The following is a 14,529-nucleotide window of genomic DNA, read 5'->3' as shown; positions in this document are numbered from 1 at the left end:
AGGGGTGAGCCGCCGTGAACCTGGAGCTCAGCGAGGAGCAGACCGCCGTCCGCCGACTCGCCCGGGACTTCGTGGAGCGCGAGATCGCCCCGCACGTCGTGGACTGGGACCGCGCCGAGAGCGTCGACCGTTCGATCGTGAAAAAGCTCGGCGAGGTCGGCTTCCTGGGGCTCACCGTCGACGAGGAGTACGGTGGCTCCGGCGGCGACCACCTCGCGTACTGCCTGGTCACCGAGGAACTCGGCCGCGGTGACTCCTCCGTGCGCGGCATCGTCTCCGTCTCCCTCGGCCTCGTCGCCAAGACGATCGCGGCCTGGGGGAGCGAGGAGCAGAAGAGGCGCTGGCTGCCGGGGCTGACGGCGGGGGAGTACGTCGGCTGCTTCGGTCTCACCGAGCCCGGTACCGGCTCCGACGCCGGCAACCTCGCCACCCGCGCGGTCCGCGACGGCGACGACTACGTCCTCGACGGCACCAAGATGTTCATCACCAACGGCACCTGGGCCGATGTCGTCCTCCTCTTCGCCCGCTCCACCGACGCCCCCGGCCACAAGGGCGTCACCGCGTTCCTCGTCCCCACCGACACCCCCGGCCTGACCCGCCGCACCGTCCACGGCAAGCTGGGCCTGCGCGGCCAGGCCACCGCCGAACTGGTCCTGGAGGGTGTCCGCGTCCCCGCCTCCGCGATGCTCGGCCCCGAGGGCAAGGGCTTCGGCGTCGCCATGTCGGCGCTCGCCAAGGGCCGGATGTCGGTCGCCGCGGGCTGCGTCGGCATCGCCCAGGCCGCACTGGACGCGGCGGTCCGGTACGCGGGCGAGCGCGAGCAGTTCGGCAGGCCGATCGCCCACCACCAGCTCGTCCAGGAACTCCTCAGCGACATCGCGGTCGACGTGGACGCCGCCCGGTTGCTGACCTGGCGCGTCGCCGACCTCGTCGACCGGGGTCTGCCCTTCACCACCGAGGCGAGCAAGGCCAAACTCTTCGCCTCCGAGGCCGCCGTCCGCGCCGCGAACAACGCCCTCCAGGTCTTCGGCGGTTACGGCTACATTGACGAGTACCCGGTCGGCAAACTCCTGCGCGACGCCCGCGTGATGACCCTGTACGAGGGCACCAGTCAGATCCAGAAGCTCCTCATCGGGCGGGCGCTGACCGGGGTGTCGGCGTTCTGAGCGCCGGGGCGCCGGGGGCTCTGAGTACCGGGTGCGGTCCCGGACTGAGTATCCGCACGGATGTGGCACGCCCCACATCCGTCGACCCTGGTCCCCATGAGTGAGACACCGGTCAAGCAGCAGAACACGGCCGCCTTCTACGGGCAGGCCGTCGCGTCGTTCGCCGTCGCCATGGCGGCCACCGGCGTCGGCATCTACAACCTGGACGCCGACGTCTGGGTCCGCGCCTTCCTCGCCATCGCGGTCCTGTACCTCGTGACCTCGGCGTTCACCCTGTCCAAGGTGATCCGCGACCGACAGGAGGCCGGGCAGATCGTCAGCCGGGTCGACCAGGCCAGGCTGGAGAAGCTCCTCGCCGAGCACGACCCCTTCGAGAAGCTCTGACGCCCCTCCCCGCCGCGCACCCAGCCGCTCGCCCCCGCCCGGCGGCGCACCCCGCGCGCTCGCCCGCTCACCCCGCTGAGCGGGCACTCTAAGCGCTCGCTCACCCTCGGCGGTATGGTGGTGCCCAGCCACGGGAAGGGGCGAACGATCGATGAGTACGGCGGAGGAGACGGCCGGCGGCGAGCCGCAGCCGTGGGGCGAGGTCAGCCCGGACGCGGCCCGACGGCTGCTGGTGGCCGCCGTGGAGGCCTTCGCCGAGCGCGGCTACCACGCCACGACCACCCGTGACATCGCGGGCCGCGCCGGCATGAGCCCGGCCGCGCTCTACATCCACTACAAGACCAAGGAAGAGCTGCTCCACCGGATCAGCCGCATCGGCCACGAGAAGGCCCTCGACGTCCTGCGCACCGCCGCCGACTCCGAGGGCACCCCGGCCGAGCGCCTCGCCGAGGCCGTCCGCTCCTTCGTCCGCTGGCACGCCGGGCAGCACACCGTCGCCCGTGTCGTCCAGTACGAACTCGACGCGCTGGGCCCCGACGCCCGCGCCGAGATCGTCGCCCTGCGCCGCCAGAACGACGCCGCGGTCCGCCAGATCATCCAGGACGGTGTCGCCGCCGGCGACTTCGACGTGCCCGACGTCAAGGGCACCACGGTGGCCGTCCTCTCCCTGTGCATCGATGTGGCCCGCTGGTTCAACGTCAACGGCCCGCGCACCCCCGACGAGGTGGGTGCCCTCTACGCCGACCTCGTCCTGCGCATGGTGCGCGCCACGAAGTAGGGGCCCGCCCCTCACGTCACGAGCCCGTCCGCTCCCCCTTCCAGCCACACCCGCAGGTGGGAGGGGTGCTCGGCGTCCATGTGCACGGTGTTCGTGGCCACCACCGTGCGACGGCTCGTCGTCTCCGGCTCCCCGGTGTTGGTGTTCACGTCGAAGCGGGGGAAGTTGCTGGAGGAGACGTCCAGCCGGATGCGGTGACCGGCGGCGAAGAGGTTGGCGGTGTCGGGGGCCCTCACCTCGACCTCGTGGATCTCACCCGGAACGAGCGGCTCCGGCCACTCGGAGGAATGCCGGAAGCGGCAGCGGACGATGCCGTCGGTGAGGTTCATCGCGAAGCCGTGCGGATAGTCGGCGTTGGGCGGGTGGACGTCGATCAGCTTGACGGTGAAGTCGGTGTCCGGAGCAGTGGTGGAGATGTGGAGCCTCGCCGACACCGGGCCGGCCAGCACCAGGTCCCGTTCCAGGGGCGGAGTGCTGGAGACTGATCACGTCCGGGCGGGAGTCCAGGGGCAGATACGGCGGAGCCCATCACCACCTCGGAGCTCGCCGCCCGGCTCGGCTCCACCGAACCCCAGGTCTCGCGGGCCCTGCGGACCCTGCGGGACGCCGGTCTGGTGCGCTCCACCCGCGACGGCAAGCTCGTACGCCACCGGCTCGCCACGGACGTCGTCCGGCGTCTGGGCGACGACGTCCTCGCGACCGTGGCCAGATGACCGCCGGCATGGTTCGACATAACCTTCGAAACATTCGAAGTGCACGAGTCGGGCTTTGATCTTCGCATTCCGAGGCCTTGGGGAAAGTATTTCTTCCGGGTGGCATCAACCGCCTCTGAGCAGGTAGTACGGCACCTCTTTGGTTAGATCCGCCGGGCGAATGTTTCGGGATCATTGCCGAAACCATTGACAGTTGACAGGGGCAGCTCAACACTCCCCCGTGACAGGGCCCCACGAGAGGGAGGAAGCACGCCAGATGAACGACGCACCCGCACCCGTGCCCGGCACCCCCAGCCGCAGGCTGTTCCTCGGCGGCGTCGGCGCCACCGCGCTGGCCGCCGCGACCACGCTCACACTGCCCGGCACCGCCCACGCCGACACGGTCGTCACCAGCAACCAGACCGGTACCAACAGTGGCTTCTACTACTCGTTCTGGACCGACTCCCCGGGGTCCGTCTCCATGACGCTGGCCAACGGGGGCGCCTACCGGACCTCCTGGCGCAACACCGGCAACTTCGTCTGCGGCAAGGGCTGGAGCAACGGCTCCCGCAGGACGGTGACCTACTCGGGCAGCTTCAACCCGTCGGGCAACGCGTACCTGTGTCTCTACGGCTGGACGTCGAACCCGCTCGTCGAGTACTACATCGTCGACAACTGGGGCAACTACCGGCCCACGGGGAACTACCGGGGCACCGTCAACAGCGACGGCGGCACGTACGACATCTACCGGACGACGCGGTACAACGCCCCGTCCGTCGAGGGCAACCGCACCTTCGACCAGTACTGGAGCGTCCGTCAGCAGAGGCGGACCGGCGGCAGCATCACCACCGGCAACCACTTCGACGCCTGGGGCCGCGCCGGAATGCCCCTGGGCAACTTCCGCTACTACATGATCATGGCGACGGAGGGCTACCAGAGCAGCGGCAACTCCAGCATCACGGTCGGCGGTTGACGATGACCGCTCCGTTCCCGGCACAGTCGTCGGCACATCCGTCGGCGCGGCCCTCCCGACGCCGGTCCTTACGTTCCCTGGTGGCGCTCCCGGCAGCCGTCGTGATGGCCGCCGTGGGCGCCCTCACCGCCGGCACCGCCGCACCGGCAGGGGCCACCGGGGCCGCCGCCTGCAACGGGTACGTCGGACTCACCTTCGACGACGGCCCGACCGGCAACACCTCGGCCCTGCTCAACGCGCTGCGCCAGAACGGGCTGCGGGCCACGATGTTCAACACGGGCCAGAACGCGGCGGCCAACCCGGCCCAGGTCCGCGCCCAGGTCTCCGCCGGGATGTGGGTGGCCAACCACAGCTACACGCACCCGTATCTCACCCGGCTCTCCACGGCGCAGATCGACTCGGAGCTCGCCCGCACCCAGCAGGCCGTCGCGAACGCGGGCGGCGGCACTCCGCAGTTGTTCCGGCCGCCGTACGGGGACACCAACGCGACGGTGAAGTCCGTCGCGGCCCGGCGAGGCCTGACCGAGATCCTGTGGAACGTCGACTCGCAGGACTGGAACAACGCCAGCGCGGACGCGATCGTGCAGTCCGTCGGCCGGCTCACCAACGGGCAGGTCATCCTCATGCACGACGGGCCCGCGAACACGCGTGCGGCGATCCCGCGCATCGCGCAGACGCTGGCCGCCCGCGGCCTGTGCGCCGGGCGGATCTCGCCCCAGACCGGACGCGCCGTGGCTCCCTGAGCCCGGTGACGGCGGTCCGCCCCGGCGGGTGACGCCCGACCGGTGCGAACAGCGGTACCCGTGGCGCGGCGGTTTCTCACCTCCGCCGCGCCACATGACCGGCTCGCCGAAGCCGCGTCACCGGCTCAGCGAAGCCGAGTCACCAGCGTGGCAAGGCCCCGTCACCGGCTCGGCAGTGCCCCGGCGCCGGCTCAGAAGTAGTAGCGCGACACGGACTCCGCCACGCACACCGGCTTGTCCCCGCCTTCGCGCTCCACGACCACCGCGGCGGTCACCTGCACACCGCCGCCGACCTCCGTGACGTCCTGGAGGGTCGCCGTCGCCCGCAGCCGGGAGCCCACGGGGACGGGCGCGGGGAAGCGCACCTTGTTGGTGCCGTAGTTGACGCCCATCTTCACGTTGTCGACCTTGAGCACCTGAGGCACGAACAACGGCAGCAGAGACAGGGTCAGATAACCGTGGGCGATGGTCGTGCCGAAGGGTCCCGCGGCCGCCTTCTCCGGGTCGACGTGGATCCACTGGTGGTCGCCGGTGGCCTCCGCGAACAGATCGATCCGCTTCTGGTCGACCTCCAGCCAGTCGCTGTACCCCAGCTGCTCGCCCACCGCCGCCTTCAGCTCCTCGGCGGACGTGAAGATCCTCGGCTCTGCCATGTCCCGGCCTCCCGCATCCCGGATGCCACCGCATCCGCGTCAACCCTGTCCCATATGCCTAAGCAACTGCTTAGCATGGTCGGACGGGCGACTCCTGTCAACGGACGGCGGCACCGCCCGGGGTGGGTAGGCTCGGAGGGGTGCCCCAGATTCCTGAGAAGATCCACGAGTTGACCGTCGGCCAGCTGTCCGCCCGTAGCGGTGCCGCCGTCTCGGCCCTGCACTTCTACGAGTCCAAGGGGCTGATCAGCAGCCGCCGCACCGCGGGCAACCAACGCCGCTACAGCCGGGACACCCTGCGCCGCGTCGCCTTCGTCCGGGCCGCGCAGCGGGTCGGCATCCCGCTCGCCACGATCCGTGAGGCGCTCGCCGAGCTGCCCGAGGAGCGCACGCCCACCCGGGAGGACTGGGCGCATCTGTCCGAGGCCTGGCGCTCCGAGCTCGACGAGCGGATCAAGCAGCTCAACCGGCTCCGCGACCACCTCACCGACTGCATCGGCTGCGGCTGTCTGTCCCTGGCCACCTGCGTGCTGTCCAACCCCGACGACGCCTTCGGCGAACGGCAGACCGGCTCCCGGCTCATGGTCGAGCACCGGACCGCCCCGACGGCCGAGCCGCGCAGCGGCACGGCCGCCGAGTAGCGCCCCCGAGGGCCCCGTGGGCCCGAAGCCCCTGTGGGCCCACAGGGCCCTCGGGCCCCTCACTCGTACTCGGTGCCGCCCTTGCGGGTCAGATACGCCGGGCTGACCGCCTTCGCGATGGCCCGTCCGCCGGTCACCGGGCTGTACCGCTCGACGGCCGGCCGGATCACCACGCCCTCACGCAGATGCATCTCCCGCCCGGAGACGGTCTCCCGTCCCGTGGCGACCTCCAGCACCCGGTCGACGGCGTACGGGCCCTCGTACAGCCTTGGTACGAGGGGCAGTTCACCGTCGAGCAGGTCGGTCAGCTCCGCGGTGTCCAGCCAGCGGACCCGGCCGTCGATCTCCGCGGAGACGTCGAACACGGCGTAGCCGAGGCTCTCGCGGCGGCCGTCGGCGCCGTACGTCAGGTCCTGCACCCCGGCGCCGTACACCTCGCCGAAGACGCCGACCCGGCGCGCGCCGAGCCGTCGGGCGAGCCGGGCCGCGACCTCCGGGACCCCGTGGCCCTGGACGGCGCGCCAGTACAGGTTGCGTGGATCCTCCTTCAGCGCGAGGGACTTGGCGCCGAAGCCCTTCGAGGAGACCTGGACGCGGCCGTCCTCGGCGAGATACGTCATCAGGCAGGCCGAGCCGTGCAGCTTCTCGGTGAGGACCACCGCTTCGCCGGGCGTGAAGATGTCCGGGTAGCGCTGGATGTTCTCGATGTCGACCCAGGGCAGCAGATCCGGCGCGGACTCGACCTCGCCGCTCATCGTGGGCGGGATCGGCGGCACCCACTTGACGATGCCGAGCCGCTCCGCGAAGTCGGTGCCCTCGGCGACCGCCGCCGTCAGATCCACGTCGGCCAGCGCCTTCGGCCGGCACACGATGCCCTGCGACAGCTCGCCCCGCAGCCGTACGGCCTTCACCCGGTCCGCCCCGGAGCCGGCCAGCCGTCCGGTGAGCCCCAGCTCCTCGATCAGACCGGCCGGGAGCACGGACTGCTCCGGGATGTAGACGGCGGTGTCACCGGTGCGGAAGGCGCCCTTCGCCACCACGGCGCGGTACAGGCCCACCTGGGCCAGTTCCAGGGCGTCGGCGTTGGGGTGTTCATGGATCGTCAGCACTTCGGCGGTGACGCGCAGCGTCGACATCGGGCACTCCTCGGGCGCTCAGCTCGGTTTCATCGACCCCAACTGTCCTTACGGGAAAGGGGTGGAGCGACGTAATTTGCTGCTGATAAGGTCACGCGCCGCGGAGCGCCGGGCCCGTACGAAGAGGAACGTCGATGAGCGTCGTCATATGTTCGCTGAAGTGGGAGAGCGCGCGCTCGGGGGCGCAGCGGGTCAGCTACGACCCGGACGGCTACCACCTGGTGCGCTTCCCCTACGGCGTGTCGGAGGAGTCGTACGACCCGTGGAACATGCACGATCCGGCCAACGGCGGTGACACCCCGTCGGAGTTCCCCGACCCGCGCTCCGGCCTGATCTGGCCCAGCCACGACGGCTGGGGGGTGCTCTCCGCGATGGTGTTCTGGGAGGCGGACCCGAAGACGCTGGAGTACCGGGCCCGCTTCGTGCGCGACCCGCTCGACATGACCGACAAGCGGTACGACTCCACGGCCACCACCGACAGCGCGCTCACCCGGGGCGGACAGTTCCGCACGTATCTGTGGCAGATGTTCGTCAGCAAGGGCACACCGATCGGCCTGAAGGTGTCGGCGCGTGGGCTGGGGGACACCAGACGCTCCACGCCGCTCACCCTCGCCGAGTTCAAGCTCGCCATCCACACCGATGTCGAGGAGCCGTAGCCGACGGCACCGGCCCGCGGGGGCCGCGGTCCTCGGCGCGAGGCCCGGACACCGTGGGTGTCACGCCGTACCGGCACGGGGGTGCGGCATCCCCGGCGCACCCCCGCCGTGCTACGCCGACACCAGCATCCGAACGCGCCTGGTCCCGGCCAGGGCCTCGGGTGTCAGTACCGGTCGTGGCACCACGATTCCGCACTCCGTGCAGACCGGGCCCGCGGAAGGTTCATGGGCCAGGTCGTACTTCCAGACGAGGCGCTCGCCGTCGCACACCGGGCAGGTCGAGCCCGGTTCGCGCTCCAGCGCGGCGATCAGCCGGCGCAGCACCTCAGCGAGGGGTTCGTCGGGGTGGACCTTCGGGTCGTCGCACCAGGCGACGCCGAAACCGCCCCAGGTCAGCCGGTGCCAGTCGTCGACACTGCCCGGCCTGCGCAGTCCGTCGTGCTTCTCCTTCTTGCGGCGCTGCGCGAACTGCACTTCGTAGTCGAGCCAGACGGAGCGGGCCTCCTCCAACTCGTCCAGTGCGGCCACGAGCCGCGCTGGATCGGGGTTGCGGTCCTCGGGACCGAACCCGGCCCGGGAGCACAAGTGGTCCCAGGTCGCCCGATGCCCATAAGGGGCGAACCTCTCCAGGCACTTGCGCAGCGAATAACGCCGCAGTGCCAGATCACACCGTGGATCGCGCACCTGTCTTGCCAGACTCCGGAAACCGGCCATCGCCCTGCACCTCCGTCACACCTGCACCTGTACTTCGGTCACTTCGGCGTCGTCCTCGGAACGTCGCGCGACGTCGCCGAATAGACGTATCGACACGCGATTCGGCTCCATCCGATTTCCGATGACCCCCATAAGTCGTCTACTGAGCCGTTCATGGACCGTTCCTGCCTGTGTCTGACCATTGCCGACTTCTTCTTCCTGCTTACGACTCCTTCTGAGTACCTGTTCACGCTGTCCGTCACCTGTGCGGCCGTGGGCGGCTCCGAAAAGATGACGCATGTTCACTTTCGAAGCGGGGGATACCGGCGGTAACATCCGGCCCCACCCCCCCTCGGGAGGAGCTGCCATGCCCTGGCACACCCCACGCGTCTCACGCAACGCACCGGACAGAGTGAGAACTCCCCGTCGAATCCCGGAGTTCCTCAAGGCCGCCTCCGTATGCGCACTCGTTGCCGGTCTTTTGTCCCCTCTTTCCCCGGCTGCCCAGGCGGCGGCCGCCGACACCAAAGCCGCCGCGGCCGCTGACACCAAAGCCGCCGCGGCCGCCGCGAACGACTACTGCGGCGGCCAGTGCTCGGACATCCTGCCGCCGGGCCAGAACGGCAACGCCACCCTCGCGCAGATCCTGCTCAACCAGGCGTTCGGCAGCATGCCGGAGAACGCGAGCAACCAGCTCGGGCCCTACAACAACCTCGCCAAGGGGTACTCCGGGCTCACCAACGCCACCCTCAACACCTTCTTCAACGACGCGTCCTTCGGCGTCGCCTCCGACCAGGTCGCCTCCACCCTGAAGCCCGCCGGACGCACCGATGTCACGATCGTCCGCGACAAGAAGACCGGTGTGCCGCACATCACGGGCACCACCCGCTACGGCACCGAGTTCGGCGCCGGTTACGCCGCCGCCCAGGACCGGCTGTGGCTGATGGACGTCTTCCGGCACGTCGGCCGCGGCAAGCTCACCCCGTTCGCCGGTGGCGCCCCCTCCAACCAGGGCCTTGAACAGGAGTTCTGGCGGCACGCGCCCTACACCGAGGCCGATCTGCAGGCCCAGATAGACAAGGCCGTCGCCTCCAACGGTGACCGGGGCCGCCAGGCCATGGCCGACGTCAACGCCTACATCGACGGCATCAACGCCTACATCGACGCCTCCGACAGCGGCCGCTACTTCCCCGGCGAGTACGTCCTCACCGGCCACAAGGACTCCATCACCAACGCCGGCACCATAGAGAAGTTCAAGGCCACGGACCTGGTCGCCCTGGCCTCCGTCATCGGCGCCCTCTTCGGCTCGGGCGGCGGCGGCGAGGTCAACAACGCCCTCTCCCTGCTCGCCGCCCAGGAGAAGTACGGCGTCACCGAGGGCACCAAGGTCTGGGAGTCCTTCCGCGAGCGCAACGACCCCGAGGCCGCCCTGACCGTCCACGACGGCAGCTTCCCCTACGCCACCAAGCCCGCCGACCCGCAGGGCATGGCCCTGCCCGACAACGGCGCCGTCACCGAGGAACCCCTGGTGTACGACCGCACCGGCAGCGCGGCCGGCGCCACCTCCAAGGGCGTCTCGTCCAAGGCCACCGAGAGCGCCCTCAGCTCCGCCCGGCGCGGGATGTCCAACGCCCTCGTCGTCGGCGGCAAGCACACCGCGAGCGGCCACCCCATCGCCGTCTTCGGCCCCCAGACCGGCTACTTCGCCCCGCAGCTGCTGATGCTCCAGGAGATCCAGGGTCCCGGCCTCAGCGCCCGCGGCGCCTCCTTCGCCGGCCTGAGCATGTACGTCGAACTCGGCCGCGGCCAGGACTACGCCTGGAGCGCCACCACCTCCGGCCAGGACATCATCGACGCGTACGCCGTCGAGTTGTGCCAGGACGACGTCCACTACCTGTACCACGGCACCTGCACGCCGATGGAGAAGGTCGAGCAGACCAACGCCTGGAAGCCCACCACCGCCGACTCCACCGCGGCCGGCTCGTACCGCATGCAGGTCTGGCGCACCAAGTACGGGCCCGTCACCCACCGCGCCACGGTCGGCGGCAAGAAGGTCGCCTACACCACCCTGCGCTCCTCGTACATGAACGAGGCCGAGTCGATCATCGGCTTCCAGATGCTGAACGACCCGGACTACGTGAAGGGCCCCGAGACCTTCCAGAAGGCCGTCCAGAACATCAACTACACCTTCAACTGGTTCTACGCCGACTCCCAGCACACCGCGTACTACAACAGCGGCGACAACCCGGTGCGCGCCGCGGGCGTCGACGCCGAGTTCCCCGCGTGGGCGCGGGCCCCGTACGAGTGGCGCGACTGGAACCCGGCCACCAACGTCGCCGACTACACCCCGCCCTCCGAACACCCCAACTCCATCGACCAGGACTACTACATCTCCTGGAACAACAAGCAGGCCAAGGACTACCCCTCCGCCCCCTGGGGCAACGGCTCCGTCCACCGCGGCAACCTCCTCGACGACCGGGTGAAGCGGCTCGTCGCCGCCGGCGGGGTCACCCGGGCCTCCCTGACCAAGGCCATGGCCGAGGCGGCCCTCGTCGACCTGCGCGCCGAGGACGTCGTCCCCGACCTGCTGAAGGTCGTCAACAGCAGCCCCGTCACCGACTCCGCCGCCGCGGCCGCCGTCAGCAAGCTCCAGACGTGGGTCACCTCGGGCTCCAAGCGCACGGAGACCTCCGCCGGTTCGAAGACCTACGCCGACGCCGACGCGATCCGCATCCTGGACGCCTGGTGGCCGCTGCTGGTGAAGGCCGAGTTCGAACCCGGCCTCGGCACCAAGCTGTACAACGCGATGACCGCCAACCTCCCCGTCGACGAGTCCCCCTCGGCCGCGCACGGCCCGACCGGCTCCCACGCGGGCAGCTCCTTCCAGTACGGCTGGTGGAGCTACGTCGACAAGGACATGCGCGCGGTGCTCGGTGAGTCGGTACAGGGCCCGCTCGGCCGGAAGTACTGCGGCGACGGCACCCTCAGCGCCTGCCGCACCCTCCTGATCAACACCCTCAAGGAGGCGGCCGGCAAGACCGCCGCCCAGGTCTACCCCGGTGACGCGTCCTGCTCGGCGGGGGACCAGTGGTGCGCCGACGCGATCATCCACCGGACCCTGGGAGGCATCAAGCACGGCAAGATCAGCTGGCAGAACCGGCCGACCTTCCAGCAGGTCGTGGAGTTCACCTCGCACCGGTGACGACCTGCGGCGGGTGACTCCCGTGCGGCGGCGGGCCGGTCAGACGACCCGGCCCGCCGCCAGCACGATCCGCGCCAGCTCCTGGTGACAGATGTCGCTGTGCGCGCCGGAAGGCGCACCACCGCGCCGGACGACTGCCGACGCGTCGACGTTCACACACCCGGACGCCGGCAGCCGTCCGGCGAGCGCGGCGGACAGCGGGAACGAACGGGTGCCCTTCACCGCCTGGATCCCGTCGTAGCCGAGCGCGCCCCACTTCGCGCCCAGCAGACTGTTCACGCTCAGGCCCCGCACGGTCCGCGCGTCGCCCGCCATCCGGGACGCCAGCGGATAGATCGTGCCGAGCGCCGAGTCGTGCCGCGAGTGACAGCACACCAGGGGGCCGTCGACCCGCTTCTGCTGCCCGTTCAGAACCCCGCTCGCCCGGGGGTCGTGCGGCAGCCGCGCCGCGAACGCGTAGTGCGAGAACGCCGCCTGAAGCAGCGTCGCCGACTTCACCGTGCGCACACCGCGCGGCAGCCCCCGCAGCGCGAACGACACCAGGCGCGCGCCGAAGCTGTGCCCCACGAGATGGACCCGGACGTCCGGCGCCCGCTCCGCCAGTTGCCCGAGCAGCCGCCCGAGCCCACGCTCCCCGACCGTCCCGGCCCGCCGCTTCATCGCGAAGTACGTGGCCTGGCGCAGCAGTTCATGGGCACCGTCCCACACCTGCGGCCCCGGCACGGCGGCACCGGTCATGACGGCCGAGGGTCCGGTGGCGGACGCGCCGGAGGACGCTCCGGCCACCGCGTCGGCTGACGCCTCGACCTCCGCCAGCGCCGCCGCGAACTCCGCGCACACCCCCGCCGTGTCCCCGCACAGCATTCCGGGCGTGCCCTCCGGCACCCCCTCGGCCAGCGTGTCCGCCGTGAACGCGCCCTGCGGCCCCTGCGGCGGCACCTCCACCAGCAGCCGTACGAGCCTGCCGAACTCCTCCAACGAGGCGCTCTCGTCCGGCCGTTGCTCCAGCAGTCGCGCCAACTGCTCCACGAGCGTGGCCCGGCCCGGAAACACCTCCAGCAGCGCGTGCCGGGTGCGCTTGTCGAGCGCCGGACGGGTGGGGGCCAGGGCCGGCGCCGGCTTGTAGTCCGGGATCGGCTCGTCCGAGAACCGCATCGAGGGCCACAGCACCCCGACGTAGCCGAGCCGCGCCGACGGGACGAGCGCCGGGAACGGGGCGAAGAACCTGCTGTACAGGCCGGTGGCCCCGGAACGGTCGCTGTTCCAGCCGTGGGCGAAGACGACGAGGTCCACCACCCCGCGCCGCACCACCCCGTCGAGCAGTCGGTCCCGCTGCCCCGTGTCGACGTCACCGTCCGCGTCGAAGGTCACTTCCCAGTAGGGCGTCACGCTCATGTCCGAAGCCGCCATGACGAGCCCCCTTCGGCCCCGTTGGTGCGTTCAGGCGCATGGTCCTGCCAACGGCGAAGGATGGCCATACGTCACGTACGGCTCTTTCACGTGGATATCGGGGACTGGGTGCGGCCGGGTGCCCGGGCGGGTCACCGGTAGAGCAGATACTCCTCGCGCACCTTCCGGAACGCCGCGAGCTCCTCCTGCCAGCCGGCCACGACCTCGTCGGTGTCCGCTCCGGCGTCGATCATCGTGCGCACCCGCGTCGACCCGGTCAGCTTGTCGATCCAGTTGTCCGGACGCCAGGCGAAGCCGCTCCACACCTTCTTCGCCGTGACGAGCAGACCGATCCCGGTGCGCACGGGGTCGTACGCCGCCCGGTCGTGGACGTGGATCTGCACGCCGCCGACGGTCTTCCCCTGGAACTTGGAGAACGTGGGCGTGAAGTACGCCTCCCGGAAGTGGGCGCCCGGCAGCCCCAGGTCGTTCGCGGCGGCCGCCCACCGCCGGTCGATGCCCTCCGCGCCGAGCAGCTCGAACGGGCGGGTGGTGCCCCGCCCCTCCGAGAGGTTGGTCCCCTCGAACAGGCCCGTCCCCGCGTACACGAGCGCCGTGTCCGGGGTCGGCATGTTCGGGCTCGGCGGCACCCAGGGCAGCCCCGAGGAGTCGTAGAACCGCGACCGCTTCCACCCGGACATCAGCACCGTCTCCAGCGGTACGGGCTCCTCCAGGAACTCCCCGTTGAACAGCCGCGCCAGCTCCCCCACCGTCATCCCGTGCGCCTGCGAGATGGGCTGCCGCCCGACGAACGTCGCGAACTCCTTGTGCAGGACCGGCCCCCGTGCCGACCGCCCCGTCACCGGGTTGGGCCGGTCGAGCACGACGAAGCGCTTCCCCGCGAGCCGGGCCGCCTCCATGCAGTCGTACAGCGTCCAGATGTAGGTGTAGAAGCGGGCGCCCACGTCCTGGATGTCGAAGACGACCGTGTCCACCCCGGAGGCGGTGAAGATGTCCGCGAGGGCGCGACCGCTCTTCTGGTACGTGTCGTACACAGGCAGCCCCGTCGCCGGGTCGTCGTGGCGGCCCTCGGAACCGCCGGCCTGGGCCGTGCCCCGGAAGCCGTGCTCGGGGCCGAAGACCGCGGTCAGTTCCACACGGTCGTCGGCGTGCATGACGTCGACGATGTGGCGGGCGTCGCGGGTGATCCCGGTGGGGTTGGTGACGATGCCGATCCGCCGGCCGTCGAGGAGCCGGTAGCCGCCGGCCGCCAGGCGCTCGAAACCGGTGCGCAGCCGCGAGGAGGCCGTCTCCCCCGAGGGCGGCGCACCGCCGGGGGAGGCGCAGGCGGTGGTGGCCGCGGCGGCGGTGGAGGCGGCGAGGAAGGTGCGGCGGGAGAGGCGCATGGGGGTGACCTCCGGGG

At 70.7% G+C, this 14,529-nt stretch carries 15 protein-coding genes; 9 read left to right on the top strand and 6 right to left on the bottom strand.

Features of this window, described 5'->3' with window-relative positions; genetic code table 11:
- Nucleotides 1-14 precede the first annotated feature (14 nt).
- From AOK23_RS18065 to AOK23_RS18055, 3 genes are all read left to right on the top strand, one after another.
- A complete protein-coding gene (locus AOK23_RS18065) occupies nucleotides 15-1,166 on the top strand; it encodes an acyl-CoA dehydrogenase family protein (protein ID WP_055713726.1) in 1,152 nt (383 codons plus the stop codon).
- 96 nt (nucleotides 1,167-1,262) lie between these two features.
- Nucleotides 1,263-1,550, top strand: a complete 288-nt coding sequence (locus AOK23_RS18060) for a YiaA/YiaB family inner membrane protein (protein ID WP_055521519.1) — start codon at nucleotides 1,263-1,265, stop codon at nucleotides 1,548-1,550.
- A gap of 151 nt (nucleotides 1,551-1,701) precedes the next feature.
- Nucleotides 1,702-2,328, top strand: coding sequence for a TetR/AcrR family transcriptional regulator (locus AOK23_RS18055; RefSeq protein ID WP_055539878.1), 627 nt, complete (start codon nucleotides 1,702-1,704; stop codon nucleotides 2,326-2,328).
- Nucleotides 2,329-2,339: 11 nt separating this feature from the next.
- Here AOK23_RS18055 and AOK23_RS18050 read toward each other — a convergent pair whose 3' ends face one another.
- Nucleotides 2,340-2,777, bottom strand: a complete 438-nt coding sequence (locus AOK23_RS18050; RefSeq protein ID WP_055713725.1) for a CocE/NonD family hydrolase — start codon at nucleotides 2,775-2,777, stop codon at nucleotides 2,340-2,342.
- A gap of 78 nt (nucleotides 2,778-2,855) precedes the next feature.
- Between AOK23_RS18050 and AOK23_RS52220 the strand changes: the two genes are divergently transcribed.
- The 3 genes from AOK23_RS52220 (at nucleotide 2,856) to AOK23_RS18040 (ending at nucleotide 4,736) form a co-directional block, all read left to right on the top strand.
- A complete protein-coding gene (locus tag AOK23_RS52220) occupies nucleotides 2,856-3,041 on the top strand; it encodes an ArsR/SmtB family transcription factor (RefSeq protein ID WP_276205741.1) in 186 nt (61 codons plus the stop codon).
- Between the two features lie 256 nt (nucleotides 3,042-3,297).
- On the top strand, nucleotides 3,298-3,993 hold the full coding sequence (locus AOK23_RS18045; protein WP_055713724.1) for a glycoside hydrolase family 11 protein: 696 nt from the start codon (nucleotides 3,298-3,300) through the stop codon (nucleotides 3,991-3,993).
- Between the two features lie 104 nt (nucleotides 3,994-4,097).
- A complete protein-coding gene (locus AOK23_RS18040) occupies nucleotides 4,098-4,736 on the top strand; it encodes a polysaccharide deacetylase family protein (RefSeq protein WP_107102807.1) in 639 nt (212 codons plus the stop codon).
- Nucleotides 4,737-4,927: 191 nt separating this feature from the next.
- Here the strand turns inward: AOK23_RS18040 and AOK23_RS18035 are convergent, their stop codons facing one another.
- On the bottom strand, nucleotides 4,928-5,389 hold the full coding sequence (locus AOK23_RS18035) for a MaoC family dehydratase (RefSeq protein ID WP_055539882.1): 462 nt from the start codon (nucleotides 5,387-5,389) through the stop codon (nucleotides 4,928-4,930).
- Nucleotides 5,390-5,529: 140 nt separating this feature from the next.
- Here AOK23_RS18035 and soxR point away from each other — a divergent pair, with 140 nt between their 5' ends.
- A complete protein-coding gene (soxR, locus tag AOK23_RS18030) occupies nucleotides 5,530-6,030 on the top strand; it encodes a redox-sensitive transcriptional activator SoxR (protein ID WP_055713722.1) in 501 nt (166 codons plus the stop codon).
- 59 nt (nucleotides 6,031-6,089) lie between these two features.
- Here soxR and AOK23_RS18025 read toward each other — a convergent pair whose 3' ends face one another.
- Entirely contained in the window at nucleotides 6,090-7,166 is a 1,077-nt protein-coding gene (locus tag AOK23_RS18025; RefSeq protein WP_055713721.1) for an RNA ligase (ATP), read from the bottom strand.
- Between the two features lie 134 nt (nucleotides 7,167-7,300).
- Between AOK23_RS18025 and AOK23_RS18020 the strand changes: the two genes are divergently transcribed.
- Entirely contained in the window at nucleotides 7,301-7,822 is a 522-nt protein-coding gene (locus tag AOK23_RS18020) for a hypothetical protein (RefSeq protein WP_055713720.1), read from the top strand.
- Between the two features lie 111 nt (nucleotides 7,823-7,933).
- Here the strand turns inward: AOK23_RS18020 and AOK23_RS18015 are convergent, their stop codons facing one another.
- A complete protein-coding gene (locus tag AOK23_RS18015; RefSeq protein ID WP_055521508.1) occupies nucleotides 7,934-8,536 on the bottom strand; it encodes a hypothetical protein in 603 nt (200 codons plus the stop codon).
- Nucleotides 8,537-8,882: 346 nt separating this feature from the next.
- On the opposite strand from AOK23_RS18015, the gene AOK23_RS18010 reads away from it, so the two are divergent.
- Complete coding sequence (locus AOK23_RS18010; RefSeq protein WP_079049545.1) at nucleotides 8,883-11,717, top strand: penicillin acylase family protein; 2,835 nt, start codon at nucleotides 8,883-8,885, stop codon at nucleotides 11,715-11,717.
- Between the two features lie 39 nt (nucleotides 11,718-11,756).
- Here the strand turns inward: AOK23_RS18010 and AOK23_RS18005 are convergent, their stop codons facing one another.
- Together AOK23_RS18005 and AOK23_RS18000 are read right to left on the bottom strand one after the other, a co-directional pair.
- On the bottom strand, nucleotides 11,757-13,127 hold the full coding sequence (locus tag AOK23_RS18005; protein ID WP_055713718.1) for a hypothetical protein: 1,371 nt from the start codon (nucleotides 13,125-13,127) through the stop codon (nucleotides 11,757-11,759).
- 131 nt (nucleotides 13,128-13,258) lie between these two features.
- On the bottom strand, nucleotides 13,259-14,512 hold the full coding sequence (locus AOK23_RS18000) for an exo-beta-N-acetylmuramidase NamZ family protein (RefSeq protein WP_055713745.1): 1,254 nt from the start codon (nucleotides 14,510-14,512) through the stop codon (nucleotides 13,259-13,261).
- Nucleotides 14,513-14,529 lie beyond the last annotated feature (17 nt).

The organism is Streptomyces torulosus, from assembly GCF_001419765.1.
GTDB lineage: Bacteria > Actinomycetota > Actinomycetes > Streptomycetales > Streptomycetaceae > Streptomyces > Streptomyces torulosus.
Note: the sequence above shows the minus strand (reverse complement) of the source record. Positions and strands in the feature narration are given on the sequence as shown.

What these genes read in the sequence shown, in the direction of transcription:
- AOK23_RS18025 (WP_055713721.1), bottom strand. Translation starts at nt 7,166, where the DNA reads ATGTCGACGCTGCGCGTCACCGCCGAAGTGCTGACGATCCATGAACAC.
- AOK23_RS18060 (WP_055521519.1), top strand. Translation starts at nt 1,263, where the DNA reads ATGAGTGAGACACCGGTCAAGCAGCAGAACACGGCCGCCTTCTACGGG.
- AOK23_RS18020 (WP_055713720.1), top strand. Translation starts at nt 7,301, where the DNA reads ATGAGCGTCGTCATATGTTCGCTGAAGTGGGAGAGCGCGCGCTCGGGG.
- AOK23_RS18040 (WP_107102807.1), top strand. Translation starts at nt 4,098, where the DNA reads ATGGCCGCCGTGGGCGCCCTCACCGCCGGCACCGCCGCACCGGCAGGG.
- AOK23_RS18015 (WP_055521508.1), bottom strand. Translation starts at nt 8,536, where the DNA reads ATGGCCGGTTTCCGGAGTCTGGCAAGACAGGTGCGCGATCCACGGTGT.
- AOK23_RS18035 (WP_055539882.1), bottom strand. Translation starts at nt 5,389, where the DNA reads ATGGCAGAGCCGAGGATCTTCACGTCCGCCGAGGAGCTGAAGGCGGCG.
- AOK23_RS18055 (WP_055539878.1), top strand. Translation starts at nt 1,702, where the DNA reads ATGAGTACGGCGGAGGAGACGGCCGGCGGCGAGCCGCAGCCGTGGGGC.
- AOK23_RS18000 (WP_055713745.1), bottom strand. Translation starts at nt 14,512, where the DNA reads ATGCGCCTCTCCCGCCGCACCTTCCTCGCCGCCTCCACCGCCGCCGCG.
- AOK23_RS18045 (WP_055713724.1), top strand. Translation starts at nt 3,298, where the DNA reads ATGAACGACGCACCCGCACCCGTGCCCGGCACCCCCAGCCGCAGGCTG.
- AOK23_RS18010 (WP_079049545.1), top strand. Translation starts at nt 8,883, where the DNA reads ATGCCCTGGCACACCCCACGCGTCTCACGCAACGCACCGGACAGAGTG.
- AOK23_RS18005 (WP_055713718.1), bottom strand. Translation starts at nt 13,127, where the DNA reads ATGGCGGCTTCGGACATGAGCGTGACGCCCTACTGGGAAGTGACCTTC.